The organism is Myroides profundi (genome assembly GCF_000833025.1).
Taxonomy (GTDB): domain Bacteria; phylum Bacteroidota; class Bacteroidia; order Flavobacteriales; family Flavobacteriaceae; genus Flavobacterium; species Flavobacterium profundi_A.
Genome location: NZ_CP010817.1, coordinates 3199975 through 3222455 on the forward strand (window position 1 = coordinate 3199975; position 22481 = coordinate 3222455).

The following is a 22481-nucleotide window of genomic DNA, read 5'->3' on the forward strand; positions in this document are numbered from 1 at the left end:
AACTATACAATTAGACACAGCTTCTAAACATTCTCCTGTTTTTTGACTATAAATATCTTATTTAACTTATCATATCCCATTTAATAAAAGAACATACACTTTTAATATACAATCAGTTAACCTTCATACTCTAGATAAAACCTCACTTCTACCTCATCAAATAACTCACATATAAATAAGATGACAATTATCATTTTAAATGTTAAAAATATTCTATACTTTAGTGTTAAAATAACAAAAATAAACAGATTATGACTTTACAAAACCTACCTCTTTACAACTTCAACAACGGTACCTTCATGATTATTATCTTTGGATTAGTCTGTGTAGGTCTAGTTGTGGCTTTATTTTTACTAATGGGGCCTTCTAAGAAAAATGACGAGAATAGTGATGAGACAAATCAACAGTAAAAAAAAAAGCTACTTAACCAAATTAAGTAGCTTTTTCTTTTAAAGGCCTCTACAGCGCTTTTATCTTATATGTGACCATGATGGGATTCGAACCCATACGTCTTGCGACACCACCCCCTCAAGATGGCGAGTCTACCAATTCCTCCACATGGCCTTAAATGAATACCATTACTTACACCTTACTAAAGGTAAAGAAAATTAATATTCAGAAACAAAAAAAGCTACTCTTATTAGAATAGCTTTTGTGACCCGACTGGGGCTCGAACCCAGGACCCCAACATTAAAAGTGTTGTGCTCTACCAACTGAGCTATCGAGTCCGATATCGTTTTTGAAATAGATTTTTTATTTTAGTGACCCGACTGGGGCTCGAACCCAGGACCCCAACATTAAAAGTGTTGTGCTCTACCAACTGAGCTATCGAGACCGATATCGTTTTTGAAATAGATTTTTTATTTTAGTGACCCGACTGGGGCTCGAACCCAGGACCCCCACATTAAAAGTGTTGTGCTCTACCAACTGAGCTATCGAGACCGATATCGTTTTTGAAATAGATTTTTTATTTTAGTGACCCGACTGGGGCTCGAACCCAGGACCCCAACATTAAAAGTGTTGTGCTCTACCAACTGAGCTATCGAGTCAATTTATTTCTAAAATTGATATCTGTATGTATTATTTTGTGACCCGACTGGGGCTCGAACCCAGGACCCCAACATTAAAAGTGTTGTGCTCTACCAACTGAGCTATCGAGTCAAATACCAATTCCTAAAAATTGATATAATAATGTATGTATTTTCTTAGTGACCCGACTGGGGCTCGAACCCAGGACCCCAACATTAAAAGTGTTGTGCTCTACCAACTGAGCTATCGAGTCATGCAATTTTGAAATCGAAATTTTAAGTCTTTTTAGTGACCCGACTGGGGCTCGAACCCAGGACCCCAACATTAAAAGTGTTGTGCTCTACCAACTGAGCTATCGAGTCGTTATTTCAATTCCTGATTGCGGGTGCAAATATAGAAGCTTTTTTTAGAAATCCGACACATATTTGTTTTATTTTTGACTTTTATTTTTCAATTCATCCTAACACTCTAATAAACAACCCCTTGTTTTTATGAAAAAAATTATTCTTTTAGGCTATATGGGCTCTGGTAAATCAACTATTGGTAAAATACTAGCAGAACAACTAGAACTAAACTTTATAGATTTAGACAACGAAATAGAGAAAAAACATCAAATGTCGATTTCAACCCTGTTTGAAACGAAAGGAGAAATCTATTTTAGGAAGCAAGAACACCTATTATTACATGAAATAATAGATACTCAAGATAACTTTATTCTTAGCTTAGGTGGAGGAACACCATGCTATGCTAATAATCATTTAACTCTACAGAGAGAGGATATCTCATCATTCTATTTAAAAGGTTCTATTAAAACACTAGCAGATCGTCTAGAAAAAGAAAAAGAGCATCGCCCTCTTCTTAATCAGAATTCAGACGATACTCTTGAAATTTTCATTGCTAAGCATTTATTTGATCGTAGTTATTTCTACCATCAAGCTAAAACTATTATATCTATAGATGATAAAACTCCTGAGCAAGTAACTCAAGACATCCTTAAGCATATTAATTAGCTTAAATAAGCATACTCTTCGTCTCCATCAAAGACAACCTGAATATGCTCTAATAGTGATGTAGATAATGATATCCCTTTAAAGTCTGCTTTAACGGGATATTTTTTATGGTTACGGTCTACTAGTACCGCCGTTTTTAATTTCTTTAATGGTACATCTAAGAAATGCTTTACTGCATATATTAATGTTGCCCCTGAATTTAACACATCATCTACTAGCACTACACTCTTATCTGTATACGCTGTACTCTCTAATGAAGTCTCTATTGGATTAATAGGGTTTTGCTTATCGATACGCACTTCACAAAGGGTTACCTTTATAGGAGATATTTCTTGCAACGCCTCACTAATCTTTTGAGCAAAAGTATATCCACTATTCGCTATACCAGCGATCACTATTTCATCCTCATCTATATATGTCTCATAGATCTGATAAGCTATACGTTTAGTAGTAAACTTGATTTGCTCCTTAGTTAAAATAATTTTTTTAGTCATGTTGTTTATTAATTATAAAAAATAACTCTCTACCCGCTCTAGGCTTAATTGAGTTATGTGCTGTTTCTAATACATTAATCTCAAACTTGTTACTAAACAAATCTAAGTACTCTTGCTTATTTCCACCGAAAGGAGGGGTATCTTGATTAAAATAACAATCAAATAATAGACCTACTAGCTTTCCTCCTGGTTTTAATAAATCATACATCTTATCTACATAATCATTTCTTTTATCGATAGGCAACGAACAGAAGAACGTTTGTTCTATAATAAGATCATATTGTCCCTCATGTTCAAAGAAATCTTCTAAAATCACATCTCCATAAGGAAAGTTATTCATCAAGCCATAAGCTTCTAATGCTCCTACAATAGTAAAGTCTAATCCTCTAATATTAGTAAAATCATTTTCATATAAATACATCAACTCATGCCCATGGCCTATACCTGGTACTAAAATAGCTAAATCTTTCTTTGTCAATTGATCTATATATTCCTGAATAGGCGTAGTGATGCTTCCTGCATTCCATTGAGCCTCATTACTGACATACTTTTTTTCCCAAAACTCTTTATCAAACATTCTCTTCACTATCTTTAAAAGAATTCTCTCTTCCTACATTCTCTTCTCCTTCTATAATATCATCGTCTTCATAGTCGTGAAAATCATCTATATCTCTTCTATCCTTTTTAGTCGGACGTCCAGTTCCTTTAGCTCTATAATAATCCTTGGATAACTTTAACAACTCTAAGTGCTCAAATGCCTCTGCAGGAGTCTCATCCTTGCGATAAATATCTACTAGTTTAGCTCCTACTCTATTAGCAGGTATATCTAATACTGTAAGTTTATAAGTTATTTGATCTTTTCTCAATGTGATTTTATCCGTAGGGAATACTTCTCTAGAGGCTTTAGCCGCTTGTCCATTCACCGTGATATGCCCCTTTTTACAAGCTTCCGTTGCTATATTTCTAGTTTTATAGTATCTAATACACCATAAATATTTATCAATTCGCATAATTTCGTATTAAATTTCTCTAACAAAGTACACAAAAATAAAGTAAAATTGTATCTTGCACTACTAAAATAAGTCAAAAAATGAATAGATTATTTACAGTTTTAGGTCTTGCTTTTCTAGGACTAACAGCTGCCAATTGTAATAAAGATGACGGTAATGGTGGAAATCAAGTTGTAAACCTAAGAGACCGTAAAGAAGTTCGTGATGAAAATGCAAAGCAAATAGAAGAGTTCTTAGCTAAAAACTATTTGATTATTGAGGGAGATAATATTCGTTTTGATAGTATTAGTAATCCTAATAAACCTAATCCTAATGTAGTACCTCTTAAAGATGATAAAAGAATCAAAATAGAGCGTCAAATCATTACATCTGATAACTACGAATACGAAGCTGTTAGAAACCCTAATGGTACTACTTCTTTAAAGTTTTCTAAACCTAAAGACGAATTAGAATATACTATAGCTTATTTTATTGTTCCTGATGCTGATGGAAACAAACAAGAAGGAAAAGGTGATTATATCTCTACTATAGATTCTGTATTTGTAAAGACTAAATCTTATTCTTTAAAGAATGAATCTTTTGACAATAACGGAAATATAGGTGGTTATTATTCTTTTCCTATCACATTACAGGAGTTCGCTCTTATGTCACAAGGGAACTATGGTCTTATACCAGCTCAGCTAAAGACAGCAGAAAGACAACTGTTAACAAAAGTAAAAACAGCTCCTACTACAGCTCTTGGAGAGAATGGTATCCCTACTTATGAAAAAGGATCAGCAGGTAGAATTATTGCTTTTGTTCCATCAGGTGTAGGGTACTTCAATGCTGGATACGGATCTAAGCTGAAGGCATATCAACCACATATCATCGATATGACGCTTATAGCGAAAAGAGAACGTGATCACGATGGTGACGGTATCCTTTCAAAATATGAAGCGAAACAAGTAATCGAAAAATCATCAGAACTAGGAAGAGCACTTACAGATGATGAGATACGTGCACTTAAATTAACAATTAAAGATTACTTTGACTTTGATACAGATGGTGACGGTGTACCTAACTTCTTAGACGATGACGATGATGGTGATGGTGTACTTACTAAAACTGAATTACAGTATAAAGACAAAAACAACAAAAAAGCATATTACCAATACTATGATCCTATTCTAAAAACTTGTTCTAATGTATTTAGATACCTAGACAGAGCATGTTTCCCAGATCAAAAAGATGGTGAGGTAATTTGGCCTACTAAAAAATAATAAATAAGATTATATACAGAAGAGGTAGATTGATTCTACCTCTTTTTTTGTCCTACTCCAATCATTATACTACTATACAAAAAAAAACCTGCTCGATTGCTCAAGCAGGTTTTTATATATTAGATATACTCTTAATTATCTTTTGAATTTACGATTGATTACTAACTGTGCTTTCTCAACGATAGCTGCAGCGTTTAAACCATATTTCTCCATTAATTGCTCTGGAGTACCAGATTCACCGAAAGTATCTTGTACAGCTACGAATTCTTGTGGTAATGGATTATTTAAAGCTAATACTCTAGATACACTTTCTCCTAGACCTCCTAAGAAGTTGTGCTCTTCAGCAGTAACTACACATCCTGTTTTTGCTACTGATTTTAAGATAGCCTCTTCATCTAGAGGTTTGATAGTATGAATATTGATTACCTCAGCAGAGATTCCTTTTGCTTCTAACTCTTCAGCAGCGATTAAAGCTTCCCATACTAAGTGACCTGTAGCTACGATAGTCACATCTGTACCTTCGTTTAACATTACAGCTTTACCAATAACGAATTTCTCATCAGCAGGCATAAAGTTAGGCACTACTGGACGTCCAAATCTTAAATAAACAGGTCCATCATACTCAGCAATAGCTAAAGTAGCTGCTTTAGTTTGGTTGTAATCACATGTATTGATTACAGTCATATTAGGCAACATCTTCATTAATCCGATATCTTCTAAGATTTGGTGAGTAGCACCATCTTCACCTAGTGTTAATCCAGCGTGAGAAGCACATATCTTCACATTCTTCTCAGAGTATGCAACAGACTGACGAATTTGATCATAAACACGTCCTGTAGAGAAGTTAGCAAAAGTTCCTGTAAAAGGAATTTTACCTCCGATAGTCATACCTGCAGCTAGTCCGATCATATTCGCTTCAGCAATTCCTACTTGGAAGAAACGCTCTGGGTGATTCTTTTTAAAATCATCCATTTTTAACGAACCGATTAAGTCAGCACATAATGCTACTACATTCTCATTCTTTTGTCCTAATTCAGTAAGTCCTGCACCGAATCCTGAACGTGTATCTTTACTTCCTGTATTTGTATATTTTTTCATTTTTGATTCAATTTAAGTGGATTAATAATCTCCGAATGATGTTTCTGGATTTTGTTTTAAAGCTTCTTCTAATTGTGCATCACTAGGAGCTTTACCATGCCATGCATGTGTATTCATCATGAAGTCTACTCCATTACCCATTTCTGTTTTTAGTAATACACATACAGGTTTTCCTTTACCTGTTTTAGTTTTTGCTAATTCATATCCAGCCACGATTGAATCAATATCGTTTCCTTTCTCTATCTCTATAACCTCCCAATCAAATGCTTCAAACTTAGCTTTCATAGAACCTAAATTTAATACATCATCAGTTGGCCCATCGATTTGTTTTCCGTTTAAATCTACAGTAGCGATTACATTATCCACCTTCTTAGCAGATGCATACATAATAGCCTCCCAGTTTTGTCCTTCTTGTAGCTCACCATCTCCCATTAAAACGTAAACAAGGTGATTATCCTTATTTAATTTTTTAGCTTGAGCTGCTCCTACTGCTACTGAAAGACCTTGTCCTAATGAACCTGACGCCATACGCACTCCTGGTAATCTATCATGAGTACATGGATGTCCTTGTAAACGCGTATTGATTTTTCTGAAAGTAGCTAATTCACTTACTGGAAAATATCCACTACGTGACAATACGCTATAAAATACTGGTGAAATATGTCCATTAGATAAGAAGAAGATATCCTCCTCTGTTCCGTCCATATTAAACCCTTCTTTTCTATCCATTAACTTTTGATACAAAGTCACTAAAAACTCTGCACATCCTAAAGATCCTCCTGGGTGTCCAGAACTTACAGCATGTACCATTCTAAGAATATCTCTTCTTACTTGAGTAGTTAACTCTGTTAATTGTTGTGTGTTTGGTTTCATTATTTTTTCAATAAATATTTACACACAAATATAAGATTATTTTACGGTAATCACTGTCTTTTTAAAACACTAAATAGTTCATAAAACTTTACTACAAGAAGTCTTCTTATAAAACTCTTTACTGAGGCTAAATATCATTTCTACTAAAAACAAAAAAAGGAGACCTTATCAGTCTCCTCTTCTATCTCATATAGCTTGCTGTTATTTAGACAGACTTGCCATCAATGGATCCGTTATACTTGATTGACCATTTTCAATATGACCAGCATAATGTTGCTTCCACTCTTTATCTTCTTTACAACTTATCATTAAATCATACCAACCATTTGATCCAGTATAATCCCATTTTAGTAACTCTTCTTTATTAGGAGGCAACTCTATAATCATTGCCTTTTTCAGATATAAACTATTGTCTAAAGCAACATTTACAGTATCCACGCCATTATTTTTTAATTTTACAGCAATACTTAAATCTGTGTGTAAAAAAACCTCAACATAAATATCTAAATTACTCTTACTTCCCTTAAAGCTTCTAAAGAATCCATTAGGTCCATGTACATTATAGTGATACTTGTCTCCATCTTCTACCTTCCAGTAATAATCCATAGGCTCATTATCTCTAACCGCAAAGTCCCAAATGCCTCTTGACGGGCTAACTCCTAACATATCATATACTTGTACAGGAGCAGCATAGACCTTATTCTTTAACTGATTAGACTCAACCGTGAAATCCATCTGTAACTGCGTTTTACTTCCTGCCAATTTCACATTTGCATTCAGGTTATAAGGTAAAGCACATGCTTTCTTTATTCCTTCTTCTTGTTTAGGAAATTTGGATAATAGTGTCCAATGCTTACTTCCTAACACTTCTTTTTTTGTAAACGCATTAAAGTCTCCAGGTACTTTCTTCTCTTTCGCATTCATGATTCTAGCGATATAATCATTGCGATCTACGAAATCTAAGTTTACCTCTCTTAGGTCACGTTCAGATTGGAATACACTCGTCATATTACCACACACCTCTCTTCTCCAGCTAGATATATTCTCTTCGATAACTTGTTTACCAGTCTTTTTTTCGATAAAATATTCTAAGAACTGTATCGTAGAGGTCAAGTCTAACACCTCTGAGTTTACCCAACCTCCTCTAGTCCAAGGCGAGGCTATAATCATAGGCACTCTATACCCTAATCCTATCGGACTAGCTAATTGACTATCAGGTTTACCTGTTCTTACTCTTTCTTGTTCTTTAGTGACCCACTCATCTTGTGTATCCATTCCCTTAGCCACTTTTCCCATCGTTTTATCTGTCGTCAGTGGGGGTACAAAAGGAGCAATATGATCAAAATAACCATCATTCTCATCGTATGTCAACACAAATATAGTCTTCTTCCACACCTCTGGGTTCTTCGTTAGAATATCTATCGCTTCTGATAAGTACCACGCCCCAAACCAAGGCGCTGAAGGATGATCAGAAAAATTACACGGTGCAACTAACCAACTTACCATAGGCAACTTATTTTCATCTACATCCTTTCTGAACTGATAAAAAATATCTCCCTTAGGCACCTCCATTGTTTTCTCCACGCCTTTCTCCATATAGGTCATCTGCTCCAGCTTATGATAATCTGGATCACTTGTGTTAGTAGTAAATGCTTTCTTGTGAATAGCTTTATCAAATTCACTTAATGCTTCAAATTTAGAAGGAGAGTATAGATCAATATCTTTTTCTAGTTGTTGTATCTTACCTTTTACTTCTTGTATTTTATCTTTAGCGAGAGTCTTGTCACTCAAGCTTCCCTTTAGTCTCTCCAACTTTAATACCATATAGTCATAATGAGCCTTGTGAAAACGCACATTATATTGCTTATAGAACTCTAGATTATTATCCGTGAAATTCGCCAACCAACTCTCTGCATGCCAATCAAACCCAACAGGAATACTTAATTCATTCTGATATACTTTCCACGACACATTCGCTTTTTCTAATCGTTCTGGATAAGTAGTCCAACTGACATCTTTATAGTTTATCTGCCCATTATCCACATGAGCTATAGAGTTGGGATCTCTTGGTTTCTCGCGGATAGCACCAGCCCAAAAATAAGAACGATTAGCACTAGTACCTGTCAGAGAAGAACAGAAGTGCTGATCACATACTGTAAAGGCATCTGCTAGAGCATAATAAAAGGGAATATCTGCCCGTGAGAAATATCCCATAGTCAGAGGTAAATCCTTATACTCAGCATTTCCTGGTCGTTTAGCTATCAACCAATTATCCATTTTACCTTCGTTACGAGCCTCTACCATATCCTTCCAACTATGTGGTAAGCCTCCCATCCAAGTCACCTTAGTATTCTCTATATCAAGTCTAAAAGGGCCATAAATATTTTTATGAATATCTGACTGAAACCAGACAGGCAGACCATCTTTAAGTCTCATAGCTCTAGGATCATTAAATCCCCTTACCCCTTTTAAAGTTCCAAAACAATGGTCAAAAGATCTATTCTCTTGCATTAAGAAAACAATATGTTCTGCATCTAAGAATGTAGATCCTTCAGGAGCTTTGATATCAAATGCTCTCTGAATAGATGCTGGCATAGCCTCTGCGAAAAAGAGTCCGCTTGAAAATAAAGCGGACTTCTTTATAAAATCTCTTCTTGTTGTACTCATATATCTTATTTTAACCACCAAGTGATACCGCGAATATTATCAGCTCCACCGAATTGGCTATTTAATGCTTCTTGTAATTTAGCCTGATTTCTATTGTACTCTGTTTGTGGATAAATCCATCTTGTAGGAGGTGTTATTCCTTCTTGTATTTTAAACTCTGGATATCCTGTACGCAAATGGTCGTAATAAATTGTCCAATTCGATTGATGAAACATAGTAATATACTTCTGTGTCAGAATCTGTTTTAATTGTACATTCAGACTTCCTATTTGATACTTTACCTTAGGCTGATTTATATAATTGCTAAAGGCATCTTTTGTATAATAATTCGCCATTCCCTTTGCATACGTACCATAGAAATTAAAGTTTGCCTCTATCGCTTTATTATAAAAATCTGCTGCACTTCCTCCTATCCAATTGCGAGCTGCTGCCTCAGCTAGTATAAATTGCAACTCTGAATAGCTCAATATAGAAGTAGGCTCGTTAGTAGGATCTAAATAATAACGGTTTTTGATCTTAGAAATATTCTTGGTTTGCACTAACTTTTCATTCTCTGCATAAGGCACTGTAGGATCCCCTCCATTATATCCACTAAAATCTGTAATAGGCAAACCATTTTCTAATGCTGTTGACGTTTGTTGTGCAAAAGAAAATAACCTAGGATCTTTTAAATCTTGTAGTAAATTAATAAATGTTCCTGACATATACATACTTGATCCATAAGAACTTGAATTAAATTGAGGATAACGACTACCTGCTTGATCGAAATACATAAGCTGTCCACTATCTGCATTACTTTCTAATAGGTTTCCTGCGTTATATATTTTAGCAAATTGTTCTGCTACTTGGATAGTACCAACTGTTTTTTTCTTAGACAAACTCATCAACACCTTTAGTTGATATGAGTTTATTAGCTTTTTCCATTTATCAGTATTTCCTCCATAGATTATATCTCCTTTGATAGATGGCTTGTTTTGAATCATAGAAGCAGCTAATTCTAATTCTTTTAAAACCCCTACAAAAACATCCTCTTGTTTATCATACTTCGGAAAAGGGACTTTCTTCTCTCCTAATAAGGCTTCTGAGTAAGGTACATCACCGAAGGTAATCGCTAATTCATAAAAGAACCTAGCTTTAAGAAAATGACCTACTGCTATATATTCTTCTTTATTAGTACGCTTCGCTTCATCCATCATCTTTTGTACTTGTAACAACTCCTGATACGCTGAAAAACTAGAACTATTCCACTTAAAGTATTGACTAGTATTCTCTCCATCCGTCTGAATAATCATTCTAGAAGCATACTCTTTACTAATTCCATTTAATGCAAAAGCAGACTTACTTACTTTAGGTAATATCAAATAAGGATCCGCCTCTTTTACTCGGTTAGGGTCTTCGCTTAATTTATCTAAATCTTGACAACTCCCCATTGATATAACTACTAGAGCTAATGCCGCTATTTTTATATATTTTTTCATTTGTATCAGTATTAAAATTTAATATTCACTCCTAAACCTACCCATCTAGTTGACGGATCTTGAATATCATTAGAAGTAGTGATTTCGTAATCTGGATCAGAATAAAGTCCTTTTGATTTTTTCCATATCAATAAGTTATACCCTGTTAAGGAAGCAGATAACTGAGTAATCTTCTTAGATTTAATCATCTCTGTAAAGTCATAAGAGATAGCCAATGTTCTTAGTTTAAAATAAGTTCGGTCAAATACGTTTGCAAATAGTTTATTCTCTTTCTCTGTTACTCGAGCACGATAAGGATAATTCTGTGCCCAACTTTGCCAACTTACAGCTCCTGTATGTTTTTGGAACTGACGTGTATCAGATATTACATTGCCATTTACATCTGTAATTAATTCTCCTGAAATTATATTAACTCCTTCAGGTACAAAAACAGGTTTACCTGTAGCATACTCCTGATCTCTGTATTGAGTTGATTTAGGATGCTTTCCACCCCACCACATTTTTTCTACTACTTGAGAACGAGTAACTCCTCCCCATATTCCATCTATTCCGATATTTACATTCCACTTTTTATACTTAAAGTTATTGTTCCATCCTAAAGTCCATTTAGGATCGAAGTTTCCTAGTTTAGTAGCTTGCTTATTCCCTGTTGGCATTCCTGTTTTAGCATCTAAGATTACTTGTCCATCAGGTGCCTTCATCCATTCTATATCGTAATATGAATCTGCTCTATCATTCAGTTTTAAATTTCCGTATTTAGCAGCACCTCCATGTATCTTTGTAATTCTTCGTTCTCTCGTACTCCAGTTTACAGTAGAGTTCCATTGAAAATCATCTTTTTTAATCACGGCTCCTGATAGACTAAGTTCCCATCCTTTAGTTGTATACTCATTTCCGTTAAGCAACATATTATCAAAACCTGAAGCCTCTGATACTGGGAATTTTATTAAGAAGTTAGAATCCAATACTCTATAATAAGTCAAATCAAAGTTTAGTCGCTTATTAAAGAAAGCAGATGACAATCCTAGTTCAAAAGATTTAGATTTCTCTGGTAGAAGACTTAAATCTAATATAGAGTTAGGATATGATACCATAGGATTACCATTAAATGAAGGCGTTACTGGAGAATAAGCTGATTGTAATTGGTAAGGGTCTAAGTCACTTGATACCTGAGCCCATGAAGTATATAGTTTTAAATAATCTACTTGTTTTGGCATTTCTATCAGATTAGATAATAATACACTCAAAGAAGTAGAAGGGTAGAAATAAGATCTATTCTCTTTTATCAAACTTGATGACCAGTCATTTCTAGCTGCAAATGTAAAGAAGAACGCATTAAAGAAATCTAGCTCTACAGTACCGTACACACTATTTACAGCTTTCTTTTCTAGACGATTCTCAGCTGTCACAGGACCTGTAGAGTTCCCTAGATTATATACACCTGGTACAGTTAGCCCATCTGCTGCAGAATAACTTCTGTTGTACTGACTATATCTAGAAGCTGCCCCAGCATTGACATCTATACTCATAAAGTCTGTCAGATCCTTCGTATACATTGCTAAGAAATCATATTCTAGTTTTAAGTTTTTAATATTATTGATACTAAAACCACCTTCTCTACTAGCACTATAATTAAAGTAAGATTTAGGACTCTGTAACTCTTCTTTATTGCTTGAAGAGACTACAGAAGCTCTTCCTTGAAACTTCAGGTCATCCGTAGCATCATATCTTAGCGCCATCTGACCTGTCACAATATCTTTATTCCAAATCCTCTTAAAATTTTCAACCCCAAACCAAGGGTTATTATACCATGCATAGTTCCAGTTCGCTTGACGATATCCTTCCATACCTGGTACCCATAGATTATTCTTTAAGTCTCTCCCATTCACATCTGATCCCATCCATATTAGGACAGTATACATATGCCCACTCGGATTATAGTCATAATTAGGAATATTAGGAGAATAAATATTAGCATAAGTAAGTTTAGCATCTAATGCTAGCTTCTCTGTTAATTGAGTTGTTGATTTAAAAGAAAGGTTCCCTCTATATAAACTCGTATTCGGTACGCGATCTTTATTATAGTTAAACTCTCCTCCTAGTCGATAAGATGTTTTCTCTCCTCTATTAGCAACAGAAAAGCTTGTTCTTGAGTTCACTCCTGTCTCTAGGAATTCTTTTAAGTTATCGTGATATTCCCATGCTATAGGCACACGCTCATATCTAGACTTATCATTGTACATTGTTCCTTCAACGTTTCCATACCAGTTAATGACTTGTCCCGTTTGCTTATCGCGAATAGGGCTATTCCACTGAGCAATTTTTACACCTGGTGCAAACTTAGGTCCCCAGTTCATATCCCCATCACTGATACCACCATCTTTTCCATCCCAGAACTCATATTTACCATCTGATCCGTTACCATACTCCTTTTGTGTTTTTGGATATACTGTAAATCCTGCACTTATCATCGTATTCTGTGTCAGTGTCACTTCTAGTCCTTCTTTTTTAGCTCCTTTAGTCGTAATAAGAATAGCCCCATTACGTCCACGAGATCCATATAGAGCAGAAGCACTTGTTCCCTTCAGTACATTAATATCCGCTATATCTTCTGGTGCTATATCATAAAAATCTGTATCTACAGGGATATTATCTACGATAACTAAAGGAGTTTTTCCCCTAAGAGAAAACTTAGGTCCTTGTAATAGTCCTGGTGCATTAGATACCTGTAATCCTGAAACCTGTCCTGATAATAAACTTCCCATATTAGGTGTAGCTACTTCTTGAGTTCTAGCTACATCTACTTTTTGTGTAGAATATCCTACTTTTTTTTCAGCTTTACTGATACCTAAAGCAGTAATAATAACCTCGTCTAAAGAAGAGCCTTCTGGGTCTAGAGCCACCTTTATACTCTGTTGCACACCTACAGGTACCTCTTTATTATTATATCCGATGAATGAAAATACGAGTACATCTGTGTCTAATACTTCTATCTTAAAAGTACCATCTAAATCAGTACTAGTTCCGTCTGTTTTATTTTTGATATAAACAGGTGCGCCAGGTAGAGAAACACCTGATTCATCCACTACACTTCCTTGAAGTGTACGCTTTTCTTGAGCATAAGTAAGGGTTATACAAAAGAATTGGACAATAATTCCAAAAAGTAGTTTTTGTTTCATTTGATCGTGTTATTATTATGTACTCAAATCTAGACTAGCCATTTTATCTAAATATTAACACAATACTAACTAATCACTATATTCTCATTTTCAAAATGATAGTATTGAAATAATCACTTAACCATAAAGAAACAATATCATAAAAAACGTTACTCTATCTTAACCTCAAGAGTATGTCTAAACATATTATTTTCATAATACAGTTCATTTAACTACATTTAGTCTTTATTATCACGTAAGTATAGTACATGAACACACCTATTTTAAAAACACAAGAGCTGAGTATAGGGTATCCGCTAAAGAAAGGACAATATAAAATTGTTCAACAGCAGCTTAATATTGAATTAAAGCCAGGTACACTGACTTCTCTTTTAGGAATTAATGGAATAGGGAAATCCACTTTATTAAGAACACTGTCTTCTAACCAACAGATCATAAGTGGAAAAATACAATTACTAGGAGAAGAACTACACACTTACAGCAACTCTAAATTAGCGACTATCATCAGTATAGTACTAACAGAGAAAATACCTGTCTCTGAACTAACAGTAAGAGAATTAATACAGATAGGAAGAACTCCTTATCTAAATCATTACAGTACCTTAACTGACAAGGACTATACACTAGTAAATAGAGCTATAGAACTAACAGATATACAAGAGCTAGTCGATAGAAATATGAACCAACTCAGTGATGGCCAGTTACAACGTGTACTCATCGCTAGAGCCATAGCTCAGGATACGCCTATCATTATCTTAGACGAACCTACTAATCACTTAGACTTACATCATAAAGTAGCCCTGTTTAAACTACTGCGAAAGTTAGCCCATGAAGAACAGAAAGCTATCCTATTCTCATGTCATGATATGGATTTAGCTATTGCTTTTAGTGATGATATCATTGTACTCAAAAAAGATTCTAATATACAAGGGCAAACCGATACACTAATAGAACAAGGGGTCTTCGACAACTTCTTCGAAGATGAAAACCTTAGCTTCGATAGAACACAAAAGCGTTTTATCCTTGCGGAGTAGTTGAGCTATTATGTCTCTTATTCTTAGAGATATTCTCTATCGTCCATTCTATCTGATGTTCAAATTCGGCCTGACGATAAGCACAATTCTCCACTTTACAGATTACGCATGAGAAGGGCTTACAATCATCCATATGAACAAATAACTCCATATCTGCTCCAAACTTCTCGATTATTTCCTGTTCTAATTGTTCTACCTCTTTATGTCCTTCGACAATATTAAAATACCATGGTATGGTCATATGACAGTCAAAGTGTAATACTGCTCCATACTTAATAATACGTAGATTATGAAGATCTATCCAGTTGGCTCTGCGGTGTTCTTGTAGATACTCGACAACTTCTTTTAATAAAAGTTCATCCGTTTCGTCCATTATACCTGATATCGCACCACGCACAATCTTGTATCCTGTGACAATAATGATTCCGGCAAATAATAATGCAACACCACTATCTAACCATCCATATCCTGTAAAATAAAGTAAGATCAAACCGATAATAATACCTATCGTAGAATAGGTGTCTGACTGAAGATGTCTACCACTCGCTACTAAAGCAAGTGACTTATTCGTTTTTCCTTTTTTAATAGCGTACCAACCTAGAATATAGTTTACTACTGCTGTTATCGCTACAAGGATAATTCCGTAATCTAGTTGTCCTACAGGTTGTGGGTGTAAGAGATTACGTACTGCTTCAAAGATAATCACTAGCCCTGCTAGAATAATCATTCCCCCTTCTACAGTGGCTGAGATAAACTCAACCTTACCATGCCCATAAGGGTGATTTCTATCTCGAGGTAATGCTGATAAATATAAACTATATAGTCCTACAAAGCCACTAATCACATTAATAACACTTTCTAAGGCATCTGTCAATATAGCTACTGAATGCGTTAAAGACCAAGCAAGTATTTTAATAACAAATAATAATACTCCTACTATGGCTACTATCTTCTGAAATTGATAATTCTCTTTTGCTTTAGTATTCATACTGGCTTAGATTATAATTGATCTACTTCTTTTACTTCTCCTACTTGCATCCCCTCTAATGATATCTCTCCGATACGCACACGCACTAATCTTAGTGTCGCATGTCCTACATGAGCTGTCATCTTTCTTACTTGTCTAAACTTACCTTCCGTTAAGACTATACGTACCCAACTCGTAGGGCCATGTCTCTCATCTCTAATTCGTCTGCCTACTCCTACCCACTCTGGTAATTGTTCTAATCGTTCTGCTACACAAGGCTTAGTCAAGTATTTCTCTCCTTTTACCCCGATAAGCACTCCATTTCTCATTTGTTCTACAGCCTCTTCTGATATAACACCATCTACCTGCGCATAATACTCCTTTTCATAATGTGCTCCTCTTACGCGCTCACTAGTCATACCGTCTGTAGTCAAAAACAACAATCCCTCAGAGTTCTCATCTAATCTACCGATAGCCATAGTCCCTTCAGGAAAATCATACAACTCTCCTAACTTATGCTTCGTTCTCTTCTTCTCGTATATGAATTGGCTGATATAACCGTGTGGTTTATATAACAAAAAATGTCTATGTGTAGATTCCATTATTAATGTCTCTATGGGGATTTATTCTGCGGACAAAGTTAGTTATTAAATAGAGTATGATTATTAGGATTTGATTATAATTTAATGCTAATATGCTATCTCCCTTACTTACTTTCTACTACAGCATTCATATTAGTCATAAAGGTATCTATAGCCTTAATATATCGCTCTCCATGCGTGGTATCAGACAATGCCTGAAATCCCTGAAGATGAGCTCCTTTATACAATACGACTTCACTCTTAGCATTCAGAAACTTAGCTCTATAACTATCATTAGGAGACGTCAGTCCATCTCTATCTCCTGCAAAATATAAGACCGGTAAGGTCAGCTTACTCAACGCTAACTCATAATGTGTAGCGCTAGTAGGCAATGTGTATTCTTTCTCTAAAAACTGTTTTAGCTTACTAATGATATCCTGCGGACTAGATACAAACCCTTCTGCTATCAAGAAATCATACTTCAAATCTGTATATAATAGTGTACTGGCTATCGTACCCATCGAAAGAGCCCAAACACCAACAGGCTGTTCAAATCTCTTCTGACTATACTCTACTACTGCTTTTAAGTCTGTGACGAATTCGTCGTAATACAGCTGTGTCTCTATCATATCGAATGCCTGACTCTCTCCATATCCTCTATAGTCAAACATCACGACAGTATACCCATGCTTCGCTACTTCTAAGACTTGTCTTACATAATAAGACATATTACCTGCATCGCCATAGGCTAATACCAATACTTTCTTTAAGTCCTTATCCTTAGGCGGAAAACAAATCCAAGATTTCAATTTATAATCATCCTTCGTTACAATCTCTAAGGCTTCAAAATTCACTGTCGAATTAGCAGGATGATCCACATACTCCTTCAACGGCTCTACTGCCCAAGACATATAACTGATTAATACTAAAAATATAGATAGAACAATTCTCATCTCAACTCTTATTTTGTTTCTTCACTCAAATATACAATTTTACAATAGTCTAACGCCATTAAACTTACTTTCTAACAATAAGTTCCCAACCTCTTTTTCCTTCTTCTAAATTTCAATAGTACAGATATTCCAAAAAAGAAGCATTTATTTTTTTGTTATTTAGGATAAAAGAGAGTTCAAAAAGCTTCTATTTCAGAAAATTTACTACTTTTTTTTCCTAATTGACTCCTTTTAGTCCTTTTATAAGCTCATTATTTAAAAAAATACCTTCTTTTTTTATTTATCCAAAAAACATAAAACACTAATAAACAACAAATTAACCTCATTTAATCAATTTACAACAAATTTAAACCTAGTTATAAACCCAACAAATACGGGCTTTACAGCCAGATCCTTCGACAATACATGGACAATAAGTCGAGTTTAGTGGAGCTAGAGGCGCTTTTGTCCAACAAACCTCCTTTTATATTCCTCGTATTCTCCACTCACTTGGTATTATATTGCATGATATAAAATACCCGTCCCTCCTTGATAGATTTACAACAATCACAGATATATACTTAAAAAACTGCTACTATCTTTAGTAATCAATAACCTAAATCATCCACAATAAAAAACATCAATTCGTCTAGAATACAGATCAACCAGCAAATAAAAAGGACCGTATATCAATTTCAATGAACAAATTCAAAAAGGAGGGGTTTAATACAATGTCCGTAAATCCTTTAAAGACAAACTCTTTTACTTCCTCTAGTTTATCTTTTTAATAATACCCTAGTGATAATCCTTCTAATCAACTTTTAATTATTATTTTTGTTACACTAAAATATTATACATTATGCAACATATCATTGACCGTTTCATCAGTTATGTAACTGTTGATACTGAATCTGATTCATCTTCAAATACTTGTCCAAGTACTGAGAAACAATGGGATTTAGCTAACAAATTAGTTGAAGAGTTAAAACAAATAGGTCTAGAAGACGTAACTATCGATGAGAACGCTTACATCATGGCTACATTACCTAGTAATGTAGATCACGAAGTACCTACTATCGGGTTTATCGCACACTTCGATACTTCTCCTGACTTTAGTGGTGCTAATGTTAAACCTCAAATCGTAGAAAACTATGATGGTGGAGATATCGTATTAAACGAAGAGTTAAACGTTGTCTTATCTCCGTCTTACTTTAAAGACCTTCTTCAATATAAAGGACAAACAATCATCACTACTGATGGTACAACTTTATTAGGAGCTGATGATAAAGCAGGGATTACAGAGATCGTATCTGCTATGGAATATCTAATCCAACACCCAGAAATCAAACATGGTAAAATCCGTATCGGATTTACACCTGATGAAGAAATCGGAAGAGGTGCTCATTTATTTGACGTTAAAAAATTCGGTGCTGAGTGGGCGTATACTATGGATGGTAGCCAAATCGGTGAATTAGAATACGAAAACTTCAATGCTGGGTATGCTAAACTTACTTTTAATGGTAAGAGTGTTCACCCTGGATATGCTAAAGGGAAGATGGTTAACTCTATCTTATTAGCAAACAAGTTTATGTCTAAATTACCTAAAGACGAAGTTCCTCAAAAAACAACAGGTTATGAAGGATTCTTCCACGTACATACTGTAACAGGTAGTATAGAAGAATCTGTGGTAGAGCTAATCATCCGTGATCACAACCTTAAGAAGTATGAGAAACGCAAAAAGCTTGTTGCTAAATTAGCAGATAAGTTTAATAAAAAACATGCTAAGAAATTTGGTGGACCTATCGTTAACTGCGAAATCGGTGACCAATACTTCAATATGCGTGAGAAAGTAGAGCCTGTGATGCATATCGTAGATATCGCTGAGGAAGCTATGAAACAATTAGATATCAAACCATTAATCAAAGCTATTCGTGGTGGTACTGATGGTTCTCAACTTTCTTATATGGGATTACCATGTCCTAATATCTTCGCTGGAGGGCATAACTTCCATGGAAAATATGAGTATGTACCAGTAGAAAGCATCGTTAAAGCAACACAAGTAATCGTTAAGATCGCTGAGCTTACTGCTGCTAAAGGAAAATAATTCTTATTTGACTATATAAAAAAAGGAGATTCATCAGAATCTCCTTTTTTTATATCTATCATTTATAACATTTTATACTACTTTACAGCATCACTATTTCCTAGCAAATGTTTCTTTAATTCATTCTCTTGTTCTCTTAACTCCACTTCTACAGCACGTCTCTTTTCTTTTCCTTCTTCTTGAATTCGTACTATGTCATCAATAGTGTTAATAATATCAGAGTTAACCTTGCGAATAGTCTCTATATCTACGATACCTCTCTCTGTCTCTTGAGCAATCTGAACGGTAGAATCTCTAAGCAACTCACTATTGCGACTCAATAATTCGTTAGTCGCATCTGTCACGGCACGTTGTGCTCCTAGTGCCTGCTGTGAACGAGCTATACCAAGAGTCAAGACCATCTGATTCTTCCATAACGGAATAGTGTTTACAATACTTGATTGTAACTTCTCCATTAGCATCAAGCTATTGTTCTGTACCATTCTGATCTGTGGAGAAGACTGAAGAACAACCATTCTAGTCAACTTTAAATCATGTACCTTTCGGTCAAATCGAATTACTTGTTGTTCTAAATCTTTATACTCTTGTATCTTCGCAGGATCGTTATCCTTCTCCGCTTCAGCTTTTAATTGTGGTAATTCTACTGTGTTTAATTCTTTTAGTTTCTCATCACCTGCTGCTATATATAAGGACAACTCATTAAAATAATTCTTATTCTCTTCAAATAATTTATCGAACATCGCTACATCTTTCATCATGATCTTATAATGACGTTCTAATTGAAGTTCTATAGCATTGATATTAGTTTCTACTTTACTATACTGAGTCTGAAGACGCGCTATCTTCTTCTTAAATGAATCAAACATTGGGAATAAGCTTTTCTTATTCGCAATGCCTTCAAAAGACTTCACTTCTTCTTTTAAATTGACTAATACACTAGAAGTTTCTCCTAAATCCTTCGTCTGTACTTGTTTTAATATTTCGGTAGCAAAAGTACTTGCTTTTAACTGACTATTAGCTCCATACTGTATCACCTGAGTCGTATTACTTAAGTCAATACTTTTCTTATATGATTCGATTTGTTTTAGTTCTTGTGGCGTGAACTCTACATTCACTGAAGGTGCTAATACGTTCTCATCACGCATTTGTTGAATATCTTTTTCCATAACTTCTTTTTATAATAAACCTCTGTTTTTTAGATCTTGGATATAGACTTCAGAATCTACATCTATGGTTAAATGGTTATATCTCGTTTTATTACTTAGTTCATTTTCGAATGCGTTAATAACACTAAGAAGGGTTGTTCTTATTTTACTTTCAGCTAATCGAATAATATCATTATCTAATTTTGATAATTCTATCTGATGATACTGTTGTAACATATTTTCTATAGAGTAAGCGTGTCGTTCAATAAACAATTCGCTGATATGCTTATTATCTTTAGTAATAGATTTAGTCAACTGAATCATGCTAGCTATACTCCCTCTTACTTCTTGTTGTTTTATCTCTTGTTGCCAAGTTACTAAATGATCTATAAAATCACTAACAGACAATACTTCTGATATTTTCTTTCTGCGCATAAAGTCTAAATAGTCATAATCAGTATTCCATCTTATTTTAATAATAGACTTAAGATGCACTCTCCTCAAGAATTCTTTTAAATACATAGCGATAACCAATGCACCACTCAAAAGAATAGCAAACAACAAAATGTCTAATCTACCAGAGTCCTTATAAAAGAGATACAGAAAATAACCTCCTACATAGAAACCACTCCATAATATACTAGCAATAACTAAATTCTTAATCTTACCTACCACTCCCATATAAAGCATAGCCAATGGAGGTAGTACAAAAGGAAAGAGAATAGCTAAATAACTAAGCCACCCTACTTTTAACTCCCAATTTTTAGATTGATGTGTAAACCATCCCATTATAACAATCCTTTTCCTTTTAATACTGATAAATAAACTGAAGCTTCTCCATCTACTGTTAGAACTTGAGTCTCTATGATCTTAGATAGCTCGTTCTCTAATGCAATTCGTGCATACTTTACTAAGTTTTCTAACTTAGATATAGATTGCTTTACTTCATTATTTATATGATAGCTATTATTCAACTCTATATACTGGATTAAAGCATTCTCTATAGTAGACACATGACGCTCTAATAACAAATCAGTATTAGCAGATTCTTTTAGCACTATAACGTCTATTAAGCGAAGAATCTCATCAATCTCATAAACTATACTAGGATTAGATATCTGTCTTCTAAATGCCCTTAAATTGCTCATAAAAGACTCTTTCAACGACTTAGAAGACTGTACATCTACTAGCTGCTCCATTATTATGTAGTAGTTATATTCTCTATTCTTTTCTAACTTAATATAGTTTTTTAAATCTAACCTCTGCAAATACTCGGGTAGATATAAAGCCAAATACACTACATAAATATAAAAGCTTATATAGTTCAACGTTAACAATGAAACGGGGCTTTCTCCTGCTAAATAAACAAATAAAGCAATCAACAAAACTAATAAGTAAACAAGTGAAATCAAGAAAGAGGTCTTAATCCAACGCGTAATCTTTACTTGATAGCCAAATATCATCACCACTAAAGGGGTAAGAACTCCTAAACTTAAAAAGCTAATAATACCTACAGTACCTAATAGTACAAGCCCTTCCCTTATTTCCCAAGTCTTATTTCGGTTAGTAAACCACCCCATTTATATTCGTTTAATATATATTTTAAAGATATTAAAATATT

19 protein-coding genes and 8 tRNA genes are annotated in these 22481 nt (G+C 34.6%); 5 read left to right on the forward strand and 22 right to left on the reverse strand.

Annotated elements, in window-relative coordinates:
- Positions 1-251 precede the first annotated feature (251 nt).
- A complete protein-coding gene (locus MPR_RS18780) occupies positions 252-410 on the forward strand; it encodes a hypothetical protein (protein ID WP_006258775.1) in 159 nt (52 codons plus the stop codon).
- A gap of 72 nt (positions 411-482) precedes the next feature.
- Here the strand turns inward: MPR_RS18780 and MPR_RS14010 are convergent.
- From MPR_RS14010 to MPR_RS14045, 8 genes are all read right to left on the reverse strand, one after another.
- A tRNA-Leu gene (locus MPR_RS14010) sits at positions 483-564 on the reverse strand.
- 91 nt (positions 565-655) lie between these two features.
- Positions 656-728: transfer RNA gene (locus MPR_RS14015), tRNA-Lys, on the reverse strand.
- Between the two features lie 34 nt (positions 729-762).
- A tRNA-Lys gene (locus MPR_RS14020) sits at positions 763-836 on the reverse strand.
- A gap of 33 nt (positions 837-869) precedes the next feature.
- Positions 870-943, reverse strand: a tRNA-Lys gene (locus MPR_RS14025).
- 33 nt (positions 944-976) lie between these two features.
- A tRNA-Lys gene (locus MPR_RS14030) sits at positions 977-1049 on the reverse strand.
- A gap of 39 nt (positions 1050-1088) precedes the next feature.
- Positions 1089-1161, reverse strand: a tRNA-Lys gene (locus MPR_RS14035).
- Positions 1162-1209: 48 nt separating this feature from the next.
- Positions 1210-1282 (reverse strand) — tRNA-Lys (locus tag MPR_RS14040).
- A gap of 36 nt (positions 1283-1318) precedes the next feature.
- Positions 1319-1391 (reverse strand) — tRNA-Lys (locus MPR_RS14045).
- A 129-nt stretch (positions 1392-1520) separates the two neighbouring features.
- On the opposite strand from MPR_RS14045, the gene MPR_RS14050 reads away from it, so the two are divergent.
- A complete protein-coding gene (locus tag MPR_RS14050) occupies positions 1521-2039 on the forward strand; it encodes a shikimate kinase (RefSeq protein WP_041893561.1) in 519 nt (172 codons plus the stop codon).
- Here MPR_RS14050 and MPR_RS14055 read toward each other — a convergent pair.
- Genes MPR_RS14055 through MPR_RS14065 form a run of 3 tightly spaced genes read right to left on the reverse strand, consistent with a single transcriptional unit; the run spans position 2036 to position 3543 of the window.
- Complete coding sequence (locus MPR_RS14055; protein WP_041893563.1) at positions 2036-2533, reverse strand: phosphoribosyltransferase family protein; 498 nt, start codon at positions 2531-2533, stop codon at positions 2036-2038. The two genes, MPR_RS14050 and MPR_RS14055, sit on opposite strands and share 4 nt — an antisense overlap.
- The gene (locus tag MPR_RS14060) at positions 2526-3110 is read right to left on the reverse strand and encodes a class I SAM-dependent methyltransferase (protein WP_041893567.1); all 585 of its coding nucleotides are present in this window, start codon (positions 3108-3110) and stop codon (positions 2526-2528) included. Before MPR_RS14060 ends, MPR_RS14055 begins: the two co-directional genes overlap by 8 nt.
- A complete protein-coding gene (locus MPR_RS14065) occupies positions 3103-3543 on the reverse strand; it encodes an RNA-binding S4 domain-containing protein (RefSeq protein ID WP_041893571.1) in 441 nt (146 codons plus the stop codon). The genes MPR_RS14060 and MPR_RS14065 overlap by 8 nt, the downstream gene beginning before the upstream one ends.
- Before the next feature lie 80 nt (positions 3544-3623).
- On the opposite strand from MPR_RS14065, the gene MPR_RS14070 reads away from it, so the two are divergent.
- Positions 3624-4802, forward strand: a complete 1179-nt coding sequence (locus MPR_RS14070) for an EF-hand domain-containing protein (protein WP_041893575.1) — start codon at positions 3624-3626, stop codon at positions 4800-4802.
- 135 nt (positions 4803-4937) lie between these two features.
- On the opposite strand, the gene MPR_RS14075 is transcribed toward MPR_RS14070, so the two are convergent.
- The 5 genes from MPR_RS14075 to MPR_RS14095 form a co-directional block, all read right to left on the reverse strand.
- Positions 4938-5900 carry a transketolase family protein gene (locus MPR_RS14075; RefSeq protein ID WP_041893577.1) on the reverse strand — a complete coding sequence of 321 codons (963 nt, stop codon included), beginning with the start codon at positions 5898-5900 and terminating at the stop codon, positions 4938-4940.
- Between the two features lie 21 nt (positions 5901-5921).
- The gene (locus MPR_RS14080) at positions 5922-6773 is read right to left on the reverse strand and encodes a transketolase (protein ID WP_041893579.1); all 852 of its coding nucleotides are present in this window, start codon (positions 6771-6773) and stop codon (positions 5922-5924) included.
- Between the two features lie 201 nt (positions 6774-6974).
- Entirely contained in the window at positions 6975-9440 is a 2466-nt protein-coding gene (locus MPR_RS14085) for a phosphocholine-specific phospholipase C (protein ID WP_041893581.1), read from the reverse strand.
- Positions 9441-9445: 5 nt separating this feature from the next.
- The gene (locus MPR_RS14090) at positions 9446-10918 is read right to left on the reverse strand and encodes a SusD/RagB family nutrient-binding outer membrane lipoprotein (protein ID WP_041893582.1); all 1473 of its coding nucleotides are present in this window, start codon (positions 10916-10918) and stop codon (positions 9446-9448) included.
- A gap of 11 nt (positions 10919-10929) precedes the next feature.
- On the reverse strand, positions 10930-14097 hold the full coding sequence (locus MPR_RS14095; protein ID WP_041893585.1) for a SusC/RagA family TonB-linked outer membrane protein: 3168 nt from the start codon (positions 14095-14097) through the stop codon (positions 10930-10932).
- 248 nt (positions 14098-14345) lie between these two features.
- Here MPR_RS14095 and MPR_RS14100 point away from each other — a divergent pair, with 248 nt between their 5' ends.
- Positions 14346-15131, forward strand: coding sequence for an ABC transporter ATP-binding protein (locus MPR_RS14100; RefSeq protein WP_041893587.1), 786 nt, complete (start codon positions 14346-14348; stop codon positions 15129-15131).
- Here the strand turns inward: MPR_RS14100 and MPR_RS14105 are convergent.
- The 3 genes from MPR_RS14105 to MPR_RS14115 all read right to left on the reverse strand — a co-directional run bounded on the left by MPR_RS14105 (position 15115) and on the right by MPR_RS14115 (position 17632).
- Entirely contained in the window at positions 15115-16119 is a 1005-nt protein-coding gene (locus tag MPR_RS14105) for a cation diffusion facilitator family transporter (protein WP_006258789.1), read from the reverse strand. The genes MPR_RS14100 and MPR_RS14105 overlap by 17 nt on opposite strands.
- An 11-nt stretch (positions 16120-16130) precedes the next feature.
- A complete protein-coding gene (locus MPR_RS14110; protein WP_006258790.1) occupies positions 16131-16700 on the reverse strand; it encodes a pseudouridine synthase in 570 nt (189 codons plus the stop codon).
- A gap of 104 nt (positions 16701-16804) precedes the next feature.
- Positions 16805-17632, reverse strand: a complete 828-nt coding sequence (locus MPR_RS14115) for an alpha/beta hydrolase (RefSeq protein ID WP_041893590.1) — start codon at positions 17630-17632, stop codon at positions 16805-16807.
- An 838-nt stretch (positions 17633-18470) separates the two neighbouring features.
- On the opposite strand from MPR_RS14115, the gene pepT reads away from it, so the two are divergent.
- Positions 18471-19715, forward strand: a complete 1245-nt coding sequence (gene pepT, locus MPR_RS14120; RefSeq protein ID WP_041893593.1) for a peptidase T — start codon at positions 18471-18473, stop codon at positions 19713-19715.
- Between the two features lie 77 nt (positions 19716-19792).
- Here the strand turns inward: pepT and MPR_RS14125 are convergent, their stop codons facing one another.
- The 3 genes from MPR_RS14125 to MPR_RS14135 are packed head-to-tail and all read right to left on the reverse strand — an operon-like array spanning position 19793 to position 22440.
- Positions 19793-20881, reverse strand: a complete 1089-nt coding sequence (locus MPR_RS14125) for a toxic anion resistance protein (protein ID WP_041893596.1) — start codon at positions 20879-20881, stop codon at positions 19793-19795.
- Positions 20882-20890: 9 nt separating this feature from the next.
- Positions 20891-21649, reverse strand: coding sequence for a hypothetical protein (locus MPR_RS14130; protein WP_041893599.1), 759 nt, complete (start codon positions 21647-21649; stop codon positions 20891-20893).
- Positions 21649-22440 (reverse strand): hypothetical protein, encoded by a 792-nt coding sequence (locus tag MPR_RS14135; protein ID WP_041893601.1) that lies wholly within the window; start codon positions 22438-22440, stop codon positions 21649-21651. The genes MPR_RS14130 and MPR_RS14135 overlap by 1 nt, the downstream gene beginning before the upstream one ends.
- Positions 22441-22481 lie beyond the last annotated feature (41 nt).